24 protein-coding genes are annotated in these 18,207 nt (G+C 64.5%); 5 read left to right on the top strand and 19 right to left on the bottom strand.

Features of this window, described 5'->3' with window-relative positions:
* Nucleotides 1-40: 40 nt before the first annotated feature.
* From ACO07C_RS25850 to ACO07C_RS25835, 4 genes are all read right to left on the bottom strand, one after another.
* A complete protein-coding gene (locus ACO07C_RS25850) occupies nt 41-439 on the bottom strand; it encodes a GFA family protein (RefSeq protein ID WP_421917003.1) in 399 nt (132 codons plus the stop codon).
* Nucleotides 436-618 carry a hypothetical protein gene (locus tag ACO07C_RS25845; RefSeq protein ID WP_421917002.1) on the bottom strand — a complete coding sequence of 61 codons (183 nt, stop codon included), beginning with the start codon at nt 616-618 and terminating at the stop codon, nt 436-438. Before ACO07C_RS25845 ends, ACO07C_RS25850 begins: the two co-directional genes overlap by 4 nt.
* A gap of 245 nt (nt 619-863) precedes the next feature.
* Nucleotides 864-1,712: an undecaprenyl-diphosphate phosphatase gene (locus ACO07C_RS25840; RefSeq protein ID WP_421917001.1), complete on the bottom strand. Its 849-nt coding sequence runs from the start codon at nt 1,710-1,712 to the stop codon at nt 864-866.
* 147 nt (nt 1,713-1,859) lie between these two features.
* Complete coding sequence (locus tag ACO07C_RS25835) at nt 1,860-2,321, bottom strand: hypothetical protein (protein WP_421917000.1); 462 nt, start codon at nt 2,319-2,321, stop codon at nt 1,860-1,862.
* A gap of 304 nt (nt 2,322-2,625) precedes the next feature.
* Here ACO07C_RS25835 and ACO07C_RS25830 point away from each other — a divergent pair, with 304 nt between their 5' ends.
* The gene (locus ACO07C_RS25830) at nt 2,626-3,510 is read left to right on the top strand and encodes an AraC family transcriptional regulator (RefSeq protein WP_421917603.1); all 885 of its coding nucleotides are present in this window, start codon (nt 2,626-2,628) and stop codon (nt 3,508-3,510) included.
* Nucleotides 3,511-3,592: 82 nt separating this feature from the next.
* Here ACO07C_RS25830 and ACO07C_RS25825 read toward each other — a convergent pair whose 3' ends face one another.
* From ACO07C_RS25825 to ACO07C_RS25795, 7 genes are all read right to left on the bottom strand, one after another.
* Entirely contained in the window at nt 3,593-4,558 is a 966-nt protein-coding gene (locus tag ACO07C_RS25825) for an anti-sigma factor family protein (RefSeq protein WP_421916999.1), read from the bottom strand.
* On the bottom strand, nt 4,555-5,127 hold the full coding sequence (locus ACO07C_RS25820; RefSeq protein ID WP_421916998.1) for a sigma-70 family RNA polymerase sigma factor: 573 nt from the start codon (nt 5,125-5,127) through the stop codon (nt 4,555-4,557). The genes ACO07C_RS25825 and ACO07C_RS25820 overlap by 4 nt, the downstream gene beginning before the upstream one ends.
* 13 nt (nt 5,128-5,140) lie before the next feature.
* A complete protein-coding gene (locus ACO07C_RS25815) occupies nt 5,141-5,479 on the bottom strand; it encodes a cupredoxin domain-containing protein (RefSeq protein WP_421916997.1) in 339 nt (112 codons plus the stop codon).
* A 12-nt stretch (nt 5,480-5,491) separates the two neighbouring features.
* Nucleotides 5,492-6,448, bottom strand: a complete 957-nt coding sequence (locus ACO07C_RS25810) for a metallophosphoesterase family protein (protein ID WP_421916996.1) — start codon at nt 6,446-6,448, stop codon at nt 5,492-5,494.
* Between the two features lie 272 nt (nt 6,449-6,720).
* Nucleotides 6,721-7,143 (bottom strand): hypothetical protein, encoded by a 423-nt coding sequence (locus ACO07C_RS25805; RefSeq protein WP_421916995.1) that lies wholly within the window; start codon nt 7,141-7,143, stop codon nt 6,721-6,723.
* A gap of 81 nt (nt 7,144-7,224) precedes the next feature.
* A complete protein-coding gene (locus ACO07C_RS25800; RefSeq protein WP_421916994.1) occupies nt 7,225-7,731 on the bottom strand; it encodes a MarR family transcriptional regulator in 507 nt (168 codons plus the stop codon).
* Between the two features lie 144 nt (nt 7,732-7,875).
* On the bottom strand, nt 7,876-8,406 hold the full coding sequence (locus ACO07C_RS25795; protein ID WP_421916993.1) for a dihydrofolate reductase family protein: 531 nt from the start codon (nt 8,404-8,406) through the stop codon (nt 7,876-7,878).
* A gap of 295 nt (nt 8,407-8,701) precedes the next feature.
* On the opposite strand from ACO07C_RS25795, the gene ACO07C_RS25790 reads away from it, so the two are divergent.
* The 3 genes from ACO07C_RS25790 (at nt 8,702) to ACO07C_RS25780 (ending at nt 9,823) form a co-directional block, all read left to right on the top strand.
* Nucleotides 8,702-8,872 carry a hypothetical protein gene (locus ACO07C_RS25790; protein ID WP_421916992.1) on the top strand — a complete coding sequence of 57 codons (171 nt, stop codon included), beginning with the start codon at nt 8,702-8,704 and terminating at the stop codon, nt 8,870-8,872.
* An 82-nt stretch (nt 8,873-8,954) separates the two neighbouring features.
* Complete coding sequence (locus ACO07C_RS25785; protein WP_421916991.1) at nt 8,955-9,323, top strand: hypothetical protein; 369 nt, start codon at nt 8,955-8,957, stop codon at nt 9,321-9,323.
* Nucleotides 9,324-9,379: 56 nt separating this feature from the next.
* Complete coding sequence (locus tag ACO07C_RS25780; RefSeq protein ID WP_421916990.1) at nt 9,380-9,823, top strand: hypothetical protein; 444 nt, start codon at nt 9,380-9,382, stop codon at nt 9,821-9,823.
* 76 nt (nt 9,824-9,899) lie between these two features.
* Here ACO07C_RS25780 and ACO07C_RS25775 read toward each other — a convergent pair whose 3' ends face one another.
* Together ACO07C_RS25775 and ACO07C_RS25770 are read right to left on the bottom strand one after the other, a co-directional pair.
* Nucleotides 9,900-10,826, bottom strand: coding sequence for an NAD(P)-dependent oxidoreductase (locus ACO07C_RS25775; RefSeq protein ID WP_421916989.1), 927 nt, complete (start codon nt 10,824-10,826; stop codon nt 9,900-9,902).
* 208 nt (nt 10,827-11,034) lie between these two features.
* Nucleotides 11,035-11,775: an SDR family oxidoreductase gene (locus tag ACO07C_RS25770; protein ID WP_421916988.1), complete on the bottom strand. Its 741-nt coding sequence runs from the start codon at nt 11,773-11,775 to the stop codon at nt 11,035-11,037.
* A 98-nt stretch (nt 11,776-11,873) separates the two neighbouring features.
* Between ACO07C_RS25770 and ACO07C_RS25765 the strand changes: the two genes are divergently transcribed.
* On the top strand, nt 11,874-12,776 hold the full coding sequence (locus ACO07C_RS25765) for an AraC family transcriptional regulator (protein WP_421916987.1): 903 nt from the start codon (nt 11,874-11,876) through the stop codon (nt 12,774-12,776).
* Between the two features lie 28 nt (nt 12,777-12,804).
* Here ACO07C_RS25765 and ACO07C_RS25760 read toward each other — a convergent pair whose 3' ends face one another.
* The 6 genes from ACO07C_RS25760 to ACO07C_RS25735 form a co-directional block, all read right to left on the bottom strand.
* Nucleotides 12,805-13,356: a sugar O-acetyltransferase gene (locus ACO07C_RS25760; RefSeq protein WP_421916986.1), complete on the bottom strand. Its 552-nt coding sequence runs from the start codon at nt 13,354-13,356 to the stop codon at nt 12,805-12,807.
* A gap of 162 nt (nt 13,357-13,518) precedes the next feature.
* The gene (locus tag ACO07C_RS25755) at nt 13,519-13,980 is read right to left on the bottom strand and encodes a GNAT family N-acetyltransferase (RefSeq protein WP_421916985.1); all 462 of its coding nucleotides are present in this window, start codon (nt 13,978-13,980) and stop codon (nt 13,519-13,521) included.
* Between the two features lie 84 nt (nt 13,981-14,064).
* On the bottom strand, nt 14,065-16,458 hold the full coding sequence (locus tag ACO07C_RS25750) for a tetratricopeptide repeat protein (protein WP_421916984.1): 2,394 nt from the start codon (nt 16,456-16,458) through the stop codon (nt 14,065-14,067).
* Between the two features lie 75 nt (nt 16,459-16,533).
* Nucleotides 16,534-17,010: a hypothetical protein gene (locus tag ACO07C_RS25745; RefSeq protein ID WP_421916983.1), complete on the bottom strand. Its 477-nt coding sequence runs from the start codon at nt 17,008-17,010 to the stop codon at nt 16,534-16,536.
* A gap of 49 nt (nt 17,011-17,059) precedes the next feature.
* On the bottom strand, nt 17,060-17,365 hold the full coding sequence (locus tag ACO07C_RS25740) for a hypothetical protein (protein ID WP_421916982.1): 306 nt from the start codon (nt 17,363-17,365) through the stop codon (nt 17,060-17,062).
* 51 nt (nt 17,366-17,416) lie between these two features.
* Nucleotides 17,417-18,043, bottom strand: a complete 627-nt coding sequence (locus ACO07C_RS25735; RefSeq protein ID WP_421916981.1) for a DUF6314 family protein — start codon at nt 18,041-18,043, stop codon at nt 17,417-17,419.
* Between the last annotated feature and the right edge of the window lie 164 nt (nt 18,044-18,207).

Here is an 18,207-nt window from a genome sequence, read left to right as displayed (position 1 = left end):
AAAACAGCCGGCTGCCGGGGCGCAACGCCGAAGGTGCCGACTATGGCGGCGCGGTCTCGCCCGTCTCGCGGTCATGCGCGAACTGCTCGGCCCATTGCAGGTTGAGCAGCCACGGCTCGCGCCGCCCGATCCACAATTCATAAGCCGGGATAAGGTCGCTGGGCGCCTCGTCCAGGCAGCCGAGCATGATCTCCGCCTCGTCCTGGCGCAGCGACGCGACGCGCGAGCCGCATGTCACGCAGAAGCCGCGGCCCGCGAACGCGCCGAGTTCTCCCGTCCCTTCATAGGCCGAACGTGGCCACACGCCGAAAAAGTTGAAGGCGCTGCCGCTGGCGCGCCGGCAATCCTGGCAATGGCAGACGCCGACCCGCAACGGGTTGCCGGCAAGGCGAAATCGCGCGGCGCCGCAAAGGCATCCGCCGGTTCGAACATCGCTCATGATGCCTCCGCGTGTTTTGGCGGCTCGCGGTTCTCGTCGGGATTTGGCGTCGGCATTTCGTCGGGAAGCAGGTCCGGATCGGGCTCGCGCACGTCGGGCGTCCAGGTGGGGGCGTCGGCGGGCGGTTCCTCGGCCGGTTCGGGCTTTGGCGGGTTGGCAATGCTGGTGCTTTGGTTCATGCCGGCAATCTCCTTCGAGCGCCAACGAGCGACCGGTTGGATTGTTCCCGCCAGCCGGATCCCAGTCTAGACTTGGAATGTCCATGAAAAAAGCCCCGCCGGCTGGGCCGGCGAGGCCTTGTCCGAAGGCCGACGCGATCAGCCTTCTCACCGCCTGAGGGAAGCGGCTGTTTTCTCAACTTCCAGCGCGCCGCTAGGTTCCCTTCCAATCGGAAGCCGGAACCGGGAAGCCAGCCCGGGCGCCTTCAGAGCTTGAGCACCGCCATCGCCAGGCAGCCGGCCACGACGCAGTATATGGCGAAGGGCGTGAGCGTGCGCGTCTCGAAATATTTGAGCAGGAAGCGCACCGACAGATAGGCGCTGACGCCCGAACAGACAGCGCCGACGAGCGCGGGCGCCAGCCCGGCCGCGTGGTTGGCGAACAGGTCCGGCACTTTCAGCACGGCGGCGGCGAAGATGATCGGCGTCGCCAGCAGGAAGGAATAGCGCGCCGCATTGTCGTGCGACAGCCCGGTCACCAGGCCGCCGGCGATGGTCATGCCGGTGCGCGAGAAGCCGGGGATCAGCGCCAGGCATTGCGCCACGCCGATGACGATGCTCTTGCCCCAAGACATGCCGGCCAGCTTGCGGTCGTCATAGGCGCCTTCGGTGGCGGCATGGCTGCGCAGCCATTCGACGCCGTAAAGCGCGATGCCGTTGAGGATCAGCGCGCCCGCGATGATATCGGCGGCGGAGAACAGGTCCTTCAGCCGCTGCTCGAACAGGATACCCAGAATGCCCGCCGGTATGGTGGAGACGATGATCAGCCAGCCGATGCGCGCATAAGTGTCTTCCTTCCTGATCTGGCGCTCGGCCAGCGAGCGCAGCACACCGCTGACGATCGCCACCCAGTCGCGCCAGAAGAAGCCCAGCAGCACCAGCGCCGTGGACAGGTGCGTCAGCACGAGGAACGACAGGAAGGCATCGCTCGACTGGTCGAGATTCCAGCCGAGCAGCGCCGGAATGAGCACGCTGTGGCCGAGGCTGGAGATGGGGAAAAGTTCCGAGAACCCTTGCAGCAATCCGAGAATGACTGCTTGAACATACGATACCATTGAGCGCCTTTCCTTGTCATGGCCGCGGTAGCCCACGCCTCCCGGACATCGTGGACTTGCCGTTTTTCCGCCGGTTCAACCCGGCCGGTCAGTTTTCCCGTGGTTTTGATACGCGCGTAAGACACCAGCCCGCAAGGTCCGCCGGGATCACGGCTCGCCGATGAGCTTGCAATGAATCTTGAGCGGCGCCTGCCGTGCGAGCGCCAGCGCATCGTCGAAGAAATCGCAGTCCAGTATGTTGTCGGGACCGCTGCGGCGCGCCGAATAGACGTTCACATTGACCATGGCCTTGCCGTCGGCGAGCCATTTGACATGGCCGTTCTCGAAGGTCTTGCCGGTGACGTCGACAAAAGCGGCAACGCCCTCGACCGTGATCTCTTCCCGGCCGAGATCGATCTGCCCGACTTCGTTGGCTTTCCTGGCGAAGGCGGGTTTCGGGTCGCCATAATAGGAGGCGGCGACGACGATGCCTTCGTGCAGCCGGGCAAGCTCGCTTGCCGCCTTGGCGGACAGCGACAGATCGATCCTGAAGCCATGATCGCCAGCGGCCCATGCCGCGCTCCCCGACACCACCAACAGGGCCACGAGCCCCACTTTCGACCAGCCCATGCCCGTCCCCTTCATCGGTGATCCATCGCAATATGTTTTGCGCGCATACGATCCTTGTACCGGCCCTGCCGTCACGGCGCTTCTCTTTTCCGGATCGATTCGTACATTTTTTGAACGAAGATCGAATCAGAACCACCGGATGCGTAATCTCCGCGAGACCCCTTGGGAGCCATGGTTGCCGGGCTGGTTTTGGATTCCCGGACACCAGACCGACGTCATTTCGCCGTGCGCGACAAAAAAGCAAGATCGGTCGAGCACGTTACGGCCATCAGCCACTAGCTGGAGCCGCCACGGAGGACGGACGATGAAGGCGGCGCTTCAGAACCACCATGCCCGGATGCAGCGGGTGCTGGACTACATCGACCGGCATCTTGACGGTGATCTGGACCTGGAAACGCTGAGCGGTGTCGCGGCCTTCTCGAAGTTTCATTTCCACCGGCAGTTCACGGCGGCCTTCGGGTTGTCCGTGCATGGCTATGTACAGCTTGCCCGCATGAAGCGCGCTTCGCACCGGCTGGCCTACATGGACGCCCAAAGCGTGACGGACATAGCGATGGATGCCGGCTACGATGCACCGGACGCCTTCGCCCGCGCCTTCCGGCAAAGGTTCGGGCAATCGCCTTCATCGTTCCGGAAGTCTCCCGATTGGGGGCCGTGGCATGCGGCCTTCGGGCCTCTCGACAACGCCAGGAGCAAGCTCATGCGGAAGACTTTTACCACGGACGACGTAACGATTCGCGATGTGCCGCCCACGCCGGTGGCGATCATGGAACATCGCGGCGACCCGGCGACGCTCGGCGCCACCATCCAGCGGTTCATCGCGTGGCGCAAGGCCGCGGGCCTGCACCCCAGGACAAGTCCGACCTTCACTGTCTGGCGTTCCGAGCGGCGTCCTACGCCGCCCTGCGCCTACAGCGTGGACCTTTGTGTCGGAACCGACCAACCGGTCCAGGCGAACGGCGAGCAGCGGATCAAAGCCGGCGAGATCCCCGGCGGACGCTGCGCGGTGCTGCGCGTCGTCGGCAACACCGACAATCTGGAGCCCGCCGCGCTCTACCTTTACCGCGAGTGGCTTCCGGCCAGCGGCGAGGAGGCGCGCGACTTCCCGATCTATTGCCAGCGGCTGGGCTTGTTGGCGGAAGTGCCGGAGCATGAGGCGGCGGCGGACCTGTTCTTGCCGCTGAAATAACGCCCTCCAATAGCGTTCCGGCGTGTACGAAAGCGCCGGGACGCGGCTAACAGAGGCGCGTCCCGGCGGCTGTCCGCCCCCTTCACTTCGCCGCCGCCCTGAAGCGCGCGGCGAAGTCGTCGAGTTCGGGGCGTTCCATGTCGGAGATCGCCCAGTAGGAGAAGGCGCCGTCGCTCCAGCGCACCATCGAGAAGCCGCCGGCCGACAGGTCCGTCGGCGCGGTGGCCGCGCCCTTGTCCTGCGGGGACGCGACCAGCGTGATCAGGTGTTCGCGGTGCCGGTAGACCAGCGCCGGCACCGGCCGGTCGGCGATCACCTCGACCCGTCCGCCGACAAGCGCGTAGCCATCGGCGGCAAGGTCCGGCGCCGGCGGCGACACCCCGATCCGGGCATCGAGCCAGGGCTTGACCGTGTGCCGGTCGGACGAGGCGATGTCGAAGGGGCTTGAGGCAAGCAGGCTGCGGCGATGGCCGCCGGCCACGGCTTCAGCGAAACTGTCGGGTGCGCCGCTCGTCATCACCCATTGCGTCGCGCCGCTGGCCAGCACCGCGGTGACCACGATCGAGGCCGCCAGCGAGCGCCATTCGAACGAGCCTAAGCCCCGCCGCGCCGGCCGCGCCCGCGACGGCCGGCCCTGTGCGTTCTGCCTGCGGGAGGTGTCGACGGGCCCCGCCGCCGGGACCATGCCCAGCTGGATATCTTCCGCCTGTGCTGGTGCGGCCCCTGCTTGCATGGAGGCGGCTTGCATGGAGGCGGCCTGCGTCGGCGCGGGCCGCGAAGATGATGATGTGGTCCGCTGAGCGCCGATCGAACCGATCGCCGCCATCCGCGCCATGAAGTCATCGCTCACCTCGGCGCGCGGCAGCCGCGCGACCGCCCCCTGCAGGGCGACGATGCGGGCATGCTGGGCGGCAAGCGCCGGATCGGCGGCGATCCGCCTTTCCACGGCGAAGGCCGCGGCCGCGTCGAGTTCGCCATCGACAAGGGCATGGATCATCAGCGTCATGCCTTCGGCATCTTCGGGCAGTCCATCGTCACGGGCGCTCATGGCGCTCTCCCAAGTTCGCTCATCAGCAGACCGCGCGCCCGCGCCAGCCGCGACATCACCGTGCCGATCGGCACGTTGAGCATGGCCGAGATCTCGCGGTAGCTGAGGCCGTTGATGTCGCGCAGCACCAGCGTTTCGCGAAACGGCTCCGGCAGCCCGGCGATCGCCGCTTCCAGCGTCGCCGTATCCGCTTTGGCGATCAGGCTCGCCTCCGGACTTTCCATGTCCGGCATGCTGGCGCCGTGTCCCGCCGCCATGTCATCGAGGTCGGCGAGGTCGCCGACCGCCATCACGGCGCGCGGCCGGTTGCGCGCCAGCCACGAATAGGCGGCGTTGCGCACGATGGTCAAAAGCCACGCGCGGGCATTGCCGCCGGCATAGCTGGCAATACCGGCATGCGCCTTCAGGCAGGCCTCCTGCACCACATCCTCGGCATCCGCCATGTTGCCCGTCAGCCAGCGGGCGAGCGACAGCGCATCGCCGAGATGCGGCAGCACCACGGCGCCGAAGCGCTCTGTCGCGGCCTGCTCGCTCAACACCGTTTCATCGCCGGGCACTCCGGACAGCATCTGCCGCGCGCCTTCAAGGGGCGACGGTGATCTTGCCCTGCATGTGCGGGTGAAGCCCGCAATAATAGGCGAAATCGCCTGCTTTGGTGAAGGTGAAGGCATATGTGTCACCGGTGTCAAGCGCCTTGGAGCGGAACGAGCCGTCATTGGCGACGACCAGGTGCGGGATGTCGTCGTCATTCTCGAAGGTCACGGTGGTGCCGGGCTTCACCGTCAGCACCGCCGGCGTGAAGGTGAAATTGTCGATCTTCACCACCTGCGCGTCGGCCGCCCTCAGCGGCACGGGCGCCAGCAGAGCGAGGCCGAGCGCCGCGAGAGGACCGACAAAAGGCCGGGTCGGAAGGCTGATCATGCTGTTGTCCTCTCACGCCAGCGTCGAGTCGATGATGGCGAGCTCCTGCCCGCCCTGCTTCACGGCGACGCTGGAGGTGCCCAGCAGCCCGCGCAACTGGCCGGCCGGCACCGTCATCGGCCCGGGCGACGCGGCGGTGCCGGGTGCGGGCTGCGGAAAGGCGGTCGAGCGCGCGGTGTGGAAGGTGACGTTGCCTTCCACCTTCTGCATGATCTGGTGGATATGGCCGTTGAGCACGGTGACGGAACCAAAGCCCTTGAGCAGGCCGAGCGCCTGCGCGGCGTCATCCGTGCCCCAGCCCCATTCGGGATAGATGGCCCACAGCGGAATGTGGGCGAAAACGACGATCGGCGTCGACGTGCCGACCGCTTTCAAATCATCGGCCAGCCATGCCAGCTGCTCGGGCCCGAGATTGCCGAGCCCGCCGGCCTTGAGGTTGACGACATTGACCAGCGCCACGAAATGCACGCCGTTCTGGTCGAACGAATACCAGCCGGCGCCCTTGGTGCCCTTGCCGTAGCGGTCGAGATAGGCCTTGCCATTGTCGTCGTCGATGACGTCGTGCTCGCCCGGCACATAATGCACGTCGAAGCCGGCGCCGCCGATGATCTCAGCCGCATTGTCGAACTGCGCCGCCTTGGACAGATGCGTGATGTCGCCGGTATGGATCATGAAGGCCGGCTTTTGCGGCAGCGCCTGGATCTTGCCCATCGCTTCCTTCAGCGTGTCGATGGCATGCGGGTTGGCCGCCTTGTCGAAGCCGATATGGCTGTCGGAAATCTGCAGGAAGGTGAAGCCGGTCGTCATGGCCTCGGCGGCCTGCGCCGCGCCCAAGAGGTTAAGCGATACGGGCACGCCGCCCGACATCGTCCACAGCACGCCGGTGCCAGCCCAGATCATGCATTCCAGCGCATGGCGGCGGCTGATGCCTTCGCCTTCGCGGTCGTCATCATGGTGGTGATGGGTCATGTCGATCTCCTCGACGCCGCAAGTGGCGTCTGATGAGGAGACAGACTGAGGCGGGGGTTTATTCCCGGCGGGCGCGATTTTGCCGATCACGGATTGGTGATCGACTTCATTGTCTCCGCCTCCAGGGACCAGGGCGGCTCCGGCCTGATGATCCCCGGCTCGAAAAACCAATCCGGTCAGTGGGATAAAAGCCTGTCCGGATTCAAATCCTGAAGCAGGCCTAAATTGCGCCAAGCAATGCCCATTGTCGAGGAACGCCGCTTAGATGGCGCTCACATGCATTCCTGCTCCATTGCGCGGGCGGACTTCTGGCGCGCGGCTTCGCCGACCACCGCCGCCCCCGCGCCGGCGGCAGCACCGGCGATGCCAGATGCCGATCCGCCAAATGGCACCAGTCCGATTACGCTCGAAAGGACGGCCGTTCCGGTCGCCGTCGCCTGGGCGTTCTTTGTCGCCTCGGCGCATTTCTGGCCGTTGCGCTGCACCTGTTTGCCGCTGCGGGCTTGCTGCTTCTGGGCCTTTTGCGCGCCGCGCCCGCGCGGCTGGTCCGCCAGCCCCAGCGCCTTCTGCCTGGCATATTCTTTCTTGTTCGCGGCCCTCTGCGCCGCTGACATCTCGACATCGTCGGCCATGGTCGCGGAGGTGGGGACGATAGTGGCGAAGATGAATGCGCAGATAAACAGACGTTTCAACATGACCTGTTCCTTGTTGCTGGATCAGGCCGTGCTATTGGCAACGCGACGGCAGTTCAAACCGGATCGATTTCAGTTTGATGGCTATTGTCGCGCGCCCGATCGCCCGGGATCGAAGACGTAGCCATGCTTGCGGGCGATTTCCTTGCGCGCCTGAAGGAAGATCCGGCCGATCTCGAACAGACGCTGCGTCGGCATCAACAGCAGGCGCCGGCGATCCTCGGGATCGGGCGTGCGGACCAACGTGCTGGATGCCACCATGTCGTCGATGTGCCGGCTGATCGTGACCTCGCTGGCGAACGCCTTGAAGTATGTGGCCACCTGTTTCAGCGTCAGGATCTCGCCCTGCAACCATTTGTGGCCGATCAGGGTGAAGATCATGTCGGCTTCGAAGATGCTGCGCCAGGGATGCTTGAGAAATCCGCCCTTGATCATCTGCCGGCGAAACTCGGCCCGGTATTCCAGCCAGGACACATCCCACGCCAGCAACGCGCGCTGCTCCGGGTCGAGCGCAACCTCCTGGTGCCGGTCGATGGAGAGAGCCTTATTCAATATCTCGGCGGAGCCGATCGCACTGTCCGTATCTTTCATGAGCCAATATCTTTCGTCAGCCAATATCTTCCATAATTCGAAATTCGATATCGTGAGAATAAAGCACTTTATGTTCCAGCCGCGAGCGGTTGCAACGGCCCGTTGTACTTTTCCTGGGGTCTCCTGGATTGATGAGATCGGCGTTCAGGCAGGAACGTAAGTCAGCCTGATCACGCCCTCGCCAATGTTATCGGCCGCGACAAGACGTAGCGGCGGGCGCGGACCGGCGAAGAATGGCTTGCCGTGGCCGAGAACCACGGGGTGCAGATAGAGCCGGTACTCATCGACAAGACCAAGGTCCGTCAGGCTGCCCGCCAACTCCGGTCCGGAAACGGCGATCTCGCCTTCGAGTTCATCCTTAAGGCCGCGCACCACCGCCTCGATGTCATCCTGGACAAGCGTGGCGTTGGGGCCGACGGATTTCAGCGTGCGCGACACCACCCACTTCGGTTGGCGCCGCCACGCCGCCGCGAATTCGCGGTGATCCGCGCTCCACTCCGCACGGTCTTCGTCCCAATAGCGCATCAGCTCGTAGACGCGGCGGCCATACACGCTGGCCGCAAGGCCGCCCACATGATCTATCCAGTGGCGGAAAAGAACGGGCCCCGTCGCCATCCTATCATGGTCGACATAGCCGTCCAGGGACTGGTTCATTCCAAAGACGAGTTTCGCCATGCCGCAAATCTCCATCACAAGCTGTTCAGAATAGCTTCAAAAGACATTGCGCAGAAGTGCGGCTGGACATTAACGGGCCGCCGCTTTTGTCGAAGAAAAATAGCATAAGAATTGTAACTAATTGCCTCTTCAGCCAGCGGCGGCCGTTCGCTATTGGTCCGCGCGGTATTCGCGTTCGGCCCGGCGGCGTGAGCGGGGGCGCCAGACACACAATGGAGCTTTCACCCTTCGGGCGCTCGCGTGCCCGTTGCCAGCGGAGCTTTGTCCGCGTCCGGAAAAATCGGGAGCATGAAAATTGCAGGACGGAACTTTCACCCCCCAGGGGTCGGCGGCCAGGACGCGTCTCCGGCATGCGCAATCGCCTTTGGCCGGTGCGGCGATGATCGCGCTTGCCCTGCCGGAACGGCACGCGGCGCTGTCGGGCGCGCTTGCGGCCCGGGCAACCCTGCCAGGGCTGGCACTCTGAAACTTCGGACGGACCAGAAGATGCGCCGATGGCGGCGACACTGGATGCTCGGCATCCGCGACAGGAAAAGGGTATTTCGACCATGAAGACAAGATGGGCTCTCCCCGCCCTGCTCAGCCTGCTTTGCGCGGGCTGCAGCAGCGGCGACGCGCGCATGAGTGCGTTGCGCGCCGACATGGCCGGTCGCCAGGCGGCCGCGGAACTTGCGGCCAGCCGCCCCGGAGCCACACCGGAAGACAAGGAACGCGCCAAAAGCTACGCCGCCGCGCAATCGTGCATCGATCAGTTGCAGGCGCATTCAAGGGCGACGCAGGCGGCAAACATGGCGACGAGCGCCGGAATGGCCGCTGTCAGCTTCGCCGGACCGGGCGGCGCATTGGCGGCGCGCGCGATGGCCCCGGTCAACGGCATGGCGATACGAAACCAGGGACATTACCGGGTCGCCTGCTGATGCATGCCCCCAGGAGCGCGCGGCGGTTTTGGGCGAACATGCATGAAAACAAAGGCTTGGAGCGCGGCGCTTCAGGCAACGTGCGGATGGATGATCTCGTCAGCCTTCAAGGTAGTTCACAGATGCATTGGTATATCATTCGTGCAGCCCTCGCATTGCTTGCCGCATCAGGTCTGGCCGCATGCCAGAGTTCTCAATCCAGTTTCCAGGGGGAGAATTTTTCAGGCGAAACGCGAGCCCTGGAAAAGCAGCTGAATGCCGAAGCCGCGGCGTTCGGCGCCGCTCAGGGCGCGACAAGCATCGCGGCGTCGGCCGATCCGACAGGCATTGCCAACATCGTCAAAGCCCCGGTCGCGATGGCCGCCCGCAACGCGATGGCGACAAGCGCCAACGCACGCATGGATGCCCAACTGGCCCGCGACGAACAGGCGCTCTATCGCCGCTACGGCATGAACCCCGACGGCACGCCTTCCGGAAAGAAGCCCGTCGCCGGCCAGTGACGGCGCCTTCGCGCGGACCCGCCCCGGGCGGCGGCCGATGGCGCGGCCTCGGAGCCGGCCCCATGCCCCGCCACCGTCACCCCTTCGGCGGCGCCACCTCCCAAGGGGCGATCCAGTTACCGGCGACGCGCAGCGCCACGCCGGCATCGTCCTCGATCAGCTTGCACACGGTCATTTCGCCGGCGCCCATGCCATAGCGCGCGCCCGCTTCCTTGAAGCGTTCATGCGTGGCCCGCGTCAGTTCGTTGCGCGTGCCGGTTTCCGCCAGCAACTCCTCGATCAGGCCGAGGTCCTTGAGGCACAGCGCGATCGGAAAAGACGGGTCGTAATGCCCGGCAAAGATCGACGGCACGTCGTGCTGCAAGACGAAACTGTCGGCGGCCCCGCCCTTCATCACTTCCCACCACACTTCCGGCTCCAGGCCGGCGAGCTTGGCGGTGACCATCGCCTCGCCGATGGCCGCGGCGTGGATCTTCCACAACTGGTTGTTGACCAGCTTGGCGACATAGCCATTGCCATGCTTGCCGACGCGGCGAACCTCGCCCATCGCCTCGATCACCGGCCGGACGACCTCGATATCGGCATCCTCGCCGCCGACGAACATCGGCATGTCGCCGCGTATGGCCGCGTCCACCGAACCGGTGACCGGCGCATCGACTGGATGGCCGCCCCTGGCCGAAAACGCGGCCCCCAGTTCGCGCATCAATTTCGGGCCGGAGGTGGTCAGGTCGATCCAGTATTTGCCCTGGCAGTCGGTCGACAGGAAACCATGCGGGCCGCGCACCACCTGTTCGATCTCCTTTGGCCCGAACACCATGGTGACCACGACATCGCAGCGGTCGAGCACGTCGGCCGCATGCAGCCCCGCCTCGGCCCCAGCCGCCACCAGCACCGCGGTCGCCTCGTCGCGAATGTCGTTGACGACCATGGCAAAGCCTGCCCTCCGGATGTTGAGCGCGGCGTTGCGGCCCATCATGCCGAGACCGATGAAACCCACTTTCATGGAAAACTCCCTCAAATCGCCGGCGCAGCCGCCGGCATGGTCAAGCTGCGACATGGCAAGCCGCGACGCAACTTTGGCCGGCGACATCCGATAGCCCGGGAGCGCCCGGCGCGGCGGTATCCGGCAGCGCACCGCCTCTCCGCATGCGACGCCGGACAACGCGCCGGTCTGAAACAACGGGCCGAGCCGCTTTGGCGTTGGCAAGGTGCTACCGACGAAACAGCGCCAAGGCGTCGGGACCGGCCGGGTAGCGCAACTGCCCGTACTCATCGTTGGCCGCCTGCCATACAGCCTCCGCCACGTCGGCCTCGGTCGTCACCAGCGCCGGCCGCGCGAAGGACGCCAGTATCGGCTGCGCGAAGGCCGCGTACGGTGCCGGAATGACGTCCTCGAGGTTGATATCCGTGTTCTGGGCGAAGCGCGTCGTCGGGCCATAGCCGGGCTCGACCAGCTTGACGCGCACGTTGAAGGCGCGCAACTCATGATCGAGCGATCCGGTAAAACCTTCGATCGCCATCTTGCTCGCCGTGTAGACCGAAGCGAGCGGCATGGGCGCCAGCGTGGCGCTCGACGTGACATTCACGATCACGCCCGACATCTGCTTGCGGAACCGGGGCACCACGGCCTGGGTCATGGCGATCACCCCGAATGTGTTGGTCTCGAACACCTGCCGCGTCTTGGACATGGGCGTTGCTTCCAGCGCGCCGATCACGCCGATCCCGGCATTGTTGACCAGCGCGTCGATCGGGCCGGCGGCGTCGAGGGCCGCCGCGATGCTTTCGGCGCTCGTTACGTCCAGCGCCAGCACCCTCAGGCGGTCGTCGCTCGGCAGGATACCCGGTCGTGGCGTCCGCATCGTGGCGATGACGTTCCATCCCTTGGCCAGGAAATGACGGGCGGTCTCCAGGCCATAGCCCGACGAGCAGCCGGTGATCAGTACAGTTTTCATAGCAGCGTCCTTCAGATTGCGATGACGCGACTTTTAGGCGAAGCGATCAGGACCATCTACAATTGAACGTCCATATTTCATTGGCTATAGTCCGGACAATGATCGACCCTCTTTCCGAAGTCATCGCGCTGCTGCGGCCGCGCACCATATTCGCCAAGGGCATCAGCGGCGCAGGCCGCTGGGGCGTTCGCTACAGCGACTTCGGCGAGCCCAGCTTCTGCACGGTGCTGGAGGGCAGCTGTCGGCTGCATGTCGACGGCCAGCAGCCGATCACGATGGAAGCCGGCGACTTCGTGCTCTTGCCGGCCACGCCCGGCTTCGTCATGTCGGGTTTCGAGCCGGTAAAGCCGGAGGTCATCGACCCCAGGTCGGCGCAGTCGCCGCTCGACGAGGTCCGCCATGGAAATCCCGCAGGAGATCCGGATGTGCGGCTGCTCGGCGGCTACTTCGTCTTCGATTCGCCCGACGCCGAGTTGCTGGTGTCGCTGCTGCCGCCGCTGGTGCACATGCGCGGCGCCGACAGGCTGTCGACGCTGACGCGGCTGGTGGGCGAGGAAGCCCGCGAACACCGGCCGGGTCGCGATCTCGTGCTGTCGCGGCTTGTCGAAGTGCTGCTGATCGAAGCGCTGCGTTCCCTGCAGGGCGACGGCACACAGCCGGGCCTGCTGCGCGGCCTGGCCGACACGCGCATATCCGCCGCGATACGGCGCATGCATGGCGATCCCGCCCGCCCCTGGACGGTCGTCGAACTGGCGCGGGAAGCAGCCCTTTCCCGCTCGGCCTTCTTTGACCGCTTCCTGCGCATCGTCGGCATACCACCGATGGAGTACCTGCTTGCCTGGCGGATGGCCGTGGCGAAGGACTTGCTGCGCCGCCGCGACGTGACGCTTTCAGAGGTCGCCGAACGTGTCGGCTACAGTTCCGCGAGCACCTTCAGCACAGCATTCAGCCGGCATGTGGGCCGGGCGCCCGGCGGCTATGCACGGGCGCTCACCAGCTAGGCGGCGGAACGTCCGCAACCCGCCCACCTCACCCGGCAAGCGAGCGAATGACCCGCGCCGGGTTTCCGCCCACAAGCGTGTTCGGGGGAACGTCCCTGGTGACCACCGAACCCGCCGCGACGACCGAGTTCTCGCCCACCGTCACGCCGCCGATGACGGTCGCGCCGGCCGCGATCCAGACGTTTCTCCCGATCACGATGGGCTTTGCCGTGACGCCTGCGCGCCGCCGGGAGGGCTCGATCGGATGGCCTGACGTGATGAGGCTGACATTCGGCCCGATCATCACATCGTCGCCGATGTCGAGCCCGCCAAGGTCATAGAAGGTGCAGTTCTGGTTGACGAAGACATTGCGCCCGACGGTGATGTCGGGACCGCCGGTCGTGTAGAAGGGCGGGATCAGCATGAAGCTGTCGTCCACCGTCTTGCCGGTGAGCTCGCTGAACAGGGCCCGAACCTCGTCCGCGTCGTTGTATGTCAGGCGGTTGAGCGCGGCCGTGATCGTCATCGCCCGCCTGACATTGGCCGTCATGGCCGCGGATTCCGGCGTTCTCCTGGGAATGAGGATGGTGCGGTCGTCCATGCGTTGTATCCTCTGGGTCAAACCAGCGCCCGGCGCATGACGGTCGGGCCGGGAATAGCGGAGCCTGATCATAAGGCAAAAAAACACCAGAATCAGCTCAGCCGACACATCCAGGCAATCAAGGCCGATGAGTTATCGGGATTTCGAGCGTTGCGTGTCTGCTCAGAGGTCACGATCCAGAAACACCTGGTCGAGCAACGGGATGCCGTCGACGAACAGCCCTTCCGCATAGCCGGTCGCCAGGCCGAAGGCGTCGCGCACGATCCGCTCCATGCGGAACCCCTGCTTCTGGTAGAAGCGCAGGTTGCCGGTGTCGGCGGCGGCGGTCGAAACGACCAGGCGGCGCCCGCCCCGCTCGCGGCAGAAAGCCACCGCCGCCTCGACCAGGGCGCGGCCGATGCCCTCGCCTTGCCGCGCCGCGTCTACCGCCATGCTCTTCAATTCGAACACGCCGGCCCCCTCGGCCGCGATGACCTGCACATGGCCGACAATGGCATCGGCCTCGCGGGCCACCAGCACCTCGCCGAGCGCGATATAGCCGGCGATCTGCGCAGCGGAATCGTCGGCCAGGGTGAACAGCGGCAGCAGCGCGCCGCGGTCGGCTTGATAGGTTTCGATATGCATGGGAACCCCGGCGGATGATGAGGCGTCAAGCCTCATAGGCCGCGCCGCCGCGAACGCCAAGATCGACGGTGCGACATCCCTTGATCAAGGTGTCATGCCCAGTTCGCGCAGCGCGGCCTCGGCCGCACTGTATTCGACGAAACCTGTCGGGCAATCGCTGAAGGCGACCCGGTAAAGCCGCAAAGCTTCATCGCGGTGCCCCTGCAGGCGGTTTAGCTCGGCGTTGAAAAAATTCGCCTCGCACGAATTGCCGCGTGTGGTTGCCTTGTCTGGATCGACGGCTGCCGCCAGCGTGTCGGCGGATGTCTGTTCGCCCAGCAACATTCGAACCACTGGCGCCGGCCACTTCGCCATGTCGAGCTTGCCAGTTGCTTCCCGCAACTGGCTCGCGGACCCATTGCGTCGCTCCGCAATGTCTAGCCACATTGCGGAATATGCATCATCGGGCTTGAGCGTGGCCGCCTGTTCGAAATCGGTACGCGCCTTGGCAAGCGCTCCGGAGTAAAAATAGACGATGCCTCGGTTTCTGTAAGCCTCGACTCGTTTTGGATCGAGAGCGATGGCCTGACTGTAGTCAGCAATGGCCCGGTCTTTGTCGCTTTTGCGCGCCCAGGCGGCGCCTCGGCCGTTATATGTGGCGGCGTCTTTTGGATCCAGACTGATCGCCTGATCGTAGTCCATGATGGCGCGATCGGTTTCACCCTTGCGGACCAGGGCGATACCTCGGTCCAAGTAAAAGGTGGCATTCTTAGGATCGAGGCTGACAGCCTGGTCGTAATCGGCAATAGCATGGTCGTAGTCGCCCTTGCGTGCCCAGGCTATTCCACGACCTTGATAGGCCAAAGCATCTTTCGGGTTGAGCTCGATCACCTGGTTGTAGTCCGCGATGGCGCGGTCGAAATCGCCCTTCCTTTTCCAGGCGGCCCCTCGATTGTAATAGGCATTCGCATATTTGGGATCGATACTCACCGCCTGGTCGTAATCGGCGATGGCACGATCGAGGTCTTCCTTGTGCGCCCATGCGAGGCCGCGATTGTTGTAGGCGTCAACATCCTTGGGATTGAGGGTGATCGCCTGGTCGTAGTCGGCGACGGCGCGCTCGTAGTTGCCCTTGTGCATCCAGGCGAGGCCTCGATCGTTGTAGGCACCAACATCCTTGGGATTGAGCTTGATCGCCTGGTCGTAGTCGGCGATAGCGCGGTCGTAGTCGCCCTGGTGCGCCCAGGCGAGGCCACGATTGTTGTGAGCAGCGGCATCGTTCGGATCGAGATTGATTGCCTCACCGTAATCGGCGATGGCACGATCGAGGTCTTCCTTGTGCGCCCATGCGAGGCCGCGATTGTTGTAGGCGTCAACATCCTTGGGATTGAGGGTGATCGCCTGGTCGTAGTCGGCGACGGCGCGCTCGTAGTTGCCCTTGTGCATCCAGGCGAGGCCTCGATCGTTGTAGGCACCAACATCCTTGGGATTGAGCTTGATCGCCTGGTCGTAGTCGGCGATAGCGCGGTCGTAGTCGCCCTGGTGCGCCCAGGCGAGGCCACGATTGTTGTGAGCAGCGGCATCGTTCGGATCGAGATTGATTGCCTCACCGTAATCGGCGATGGCACGATCATCATTGCCCTTGTGCGCCCAAGCGAGGCCACGATTGTTGTGAGCATAAGCATATTTCGGATCGAGCCTGATGGCCTCATCGTAGTCGGCGATGGCTCGGTCGTAATCGCCCTTGCGTGCCCAGGCGAGGCCACGATTGTTGTGAGCATCGACATCGGTTGGATCGACGTTGATAGCCTCACCGTAGTCGGCGATGGCACGATCATCATCGCCCTTGTCCGCCCACATCCGGCCTCGATTGAGGTAAGTGTTGGCATTTTCCGGATCGAGGCCGATCGCCTTGTCGAAATCGGCGATCGCGCGGTCGTATTCTTTCTTGTTCGCCCACACGACGCCGCGATTGCCGTAAGCCGACGCATGTTTCGGATCGAGGGCGATCGCCTGATCGTAGTCGGCAATGGCGCGGTCGTAGTCACCCTTGCGCACCCAGACAAGACCGCGATGGTTGCGGGCGTCGGCATCCTTCGTATCAAGGCTGATCACCTTGTCGAAATCGGCGATGGCTCGGTCATCCTCGCCTTTGTGGAACAGCACGATGCCTCGATTGTAGTAACCACCCGAAAATGACGGATCGAGGCTGATCACCTGACCATAGTCGGCAATGGCGCGGTCAAAATCATGTTGCGCGACCCAGGCATTGCCACGCTTGAAATATGCGGCCGAGCGATTGTAAGCCGGCTCGGTCGGATCCTCGATCATATGCGTGCAGGCGGCGATCCGCCGTGCAGCTTCGACGTCATTATCGCCGACACAATCGCTGCTGGCAGCCAGGGCAGGAAGGCGCAGGACGAGCAGCAGGATCATGCTCGCCAGCATTCGCCGGAAATGCCAGCGCCCGCCCGGCGCGACCGGCTTGCCCGCGCTCATCGGGAGCCCCCAATCGATTTCACAACCGATCCGAACGACAGGGTTGGTCACTGTTTGCATTTGCCCTGAACCGCCCTATTTGTCGGGATCATTCGCGCCGATGTCATCGACAGTCGCGGTATCGGACACAGCAGCAGACCCATGGCTCCGATCGTAGAGTGCGCGAACGCCCTCGCCCACCGCATAGGCCAGATAGTACAAAACCGCTGTCTTCATCATGTCCAGAAGGAAGCCGGATGTCGTGATGATCGCCAGCCAGGTCAGGCCGGGGCCCAAAGCCGAAAGAACGCCCAGGACAACGGATACAACAAGTGGAACGAGCGGCGACAACCAGCCCTTACGCCCGATCCCCAGCAGAAATGTGATCACCAGCAATATCATGACGTCCGCCCCCTCGCGGATGGCGCGAGGCCAAGTATTGCGCCCAGCCGCCATCGCAAGAATGTCTAGCAGCGTCGGAAATACTTTCCAACCACTCCACTTGACCTGTAAATCGCGCCGGAGGGCGCGGCATCGGGCGGCTACCGCAGTGCCGCGTTCCCAGCGGGACATCAATGGCGACGCCTTGTGGCAGCCGCCAAGCCATGTTTTGCCTGCGGCTCTACGCGGCCAAGGCGGCCGTCACTTCAACCTCTGCCTCGACTCCGACCCCGGCAACCGGCGTCGTGCTGCCGGCGCTGTTGCCAACCACGTAGAGCCGACGGGCAGGATCATAGCTGATCGAGACATGTTCGCCCGGAGCAAGATCATGCAGCCGCGCACCGGGCACGAATCCGAATTTCGACCCGTCCGGCAGGGTCACGAAGCCGTCTTTCCTCCGCCGGCGGCCGCAGGATCGCGCTTCGGTCCGGATGCTGTTGCGGACGCCCAGGGGAAACAGGGTCCTGGTCGGAAAGCGCTTTGTCATGAACACTCCCCCCGGTGCTGCGCGACGGCATCTGGCCTCGCTTTACGAACGTCAACCGCAGGGTCGTGGAAAAGCCGGCCGCGCGCATCCCCCAAATGGGTGATTCCAGCGGCCGTTCAGGCCAGGCAACCTATTGGCCGAACTTGGGCCGGGCCGTTTCGATGGCGCTGCAGCCATTCCGGGAGTGGCCGCTTTCCGATCGGAAACAGATCGCCAGTAAACTTCAGCATTTCGCGCCTGACACCGCGGGGCTGGCGGGCGCAGGAACCGGCCGAGGCTCGCATAGTTCTTGCGCGGGCCCTTGACCCGCCACGCCTCGGCCCATTCGTCCGGCCCGCGAAACAACAGGCGCCCGAGATAGAGATCGGCGCCGCAATCATGCCGCACGCTCTGCGAGGCGCGCCCGTCAAGGCTGATGAATGCGGAGCCGTCGGCGCGGAGGACCGCAACGGCGTCCGTGCGCCTGTCCAGCCTGTAGCTGCGGCTCGCCGGCAGCGTGCGCTCGCCGATCTGGATGTCGCCGGTTTCCTCGAACGCATCCGCCGTCACGACAGCCTGCCCTGAAAACACGAAGCGTGTGCCGGCCAGGAAGTCGATCACCGTGCGGCGAACGCGCCAGGCGCCCATCAAGGCATCGTGCCTTGCCGGCGTATCTCCTTGTGCGGGGCCATCGTTCATGAAGACGTCCTATGGTCATCCACCAGCGTTCGCGGAATGGCGCGTCCGGCGGCTTTCACCGGGTGATGAAGAGTCAGGTCGCCGCCACTGCCCCGGAATGTCGCGAAGTGACCCGACAAGACTAGCAGATAATAATCGGCTCCGCGCCGTTTTCGACCCTCCAG

Origin of the sequence: Mesorhizobium sp. (assembly GCF_965229135.1) — a bacterium.
Classification (GTDB): domain Bacteria; phylum Pseudomonadota; class Alphaproteobacteria; order Rhizobiales; family Rhizobiaceae; genus Mesorhizobium.
The sequence above is the reverse complement of the archived record's forward strand: the minus strand, read 5'-3'. Positions and strand labels throughout refer to the sequence as shown.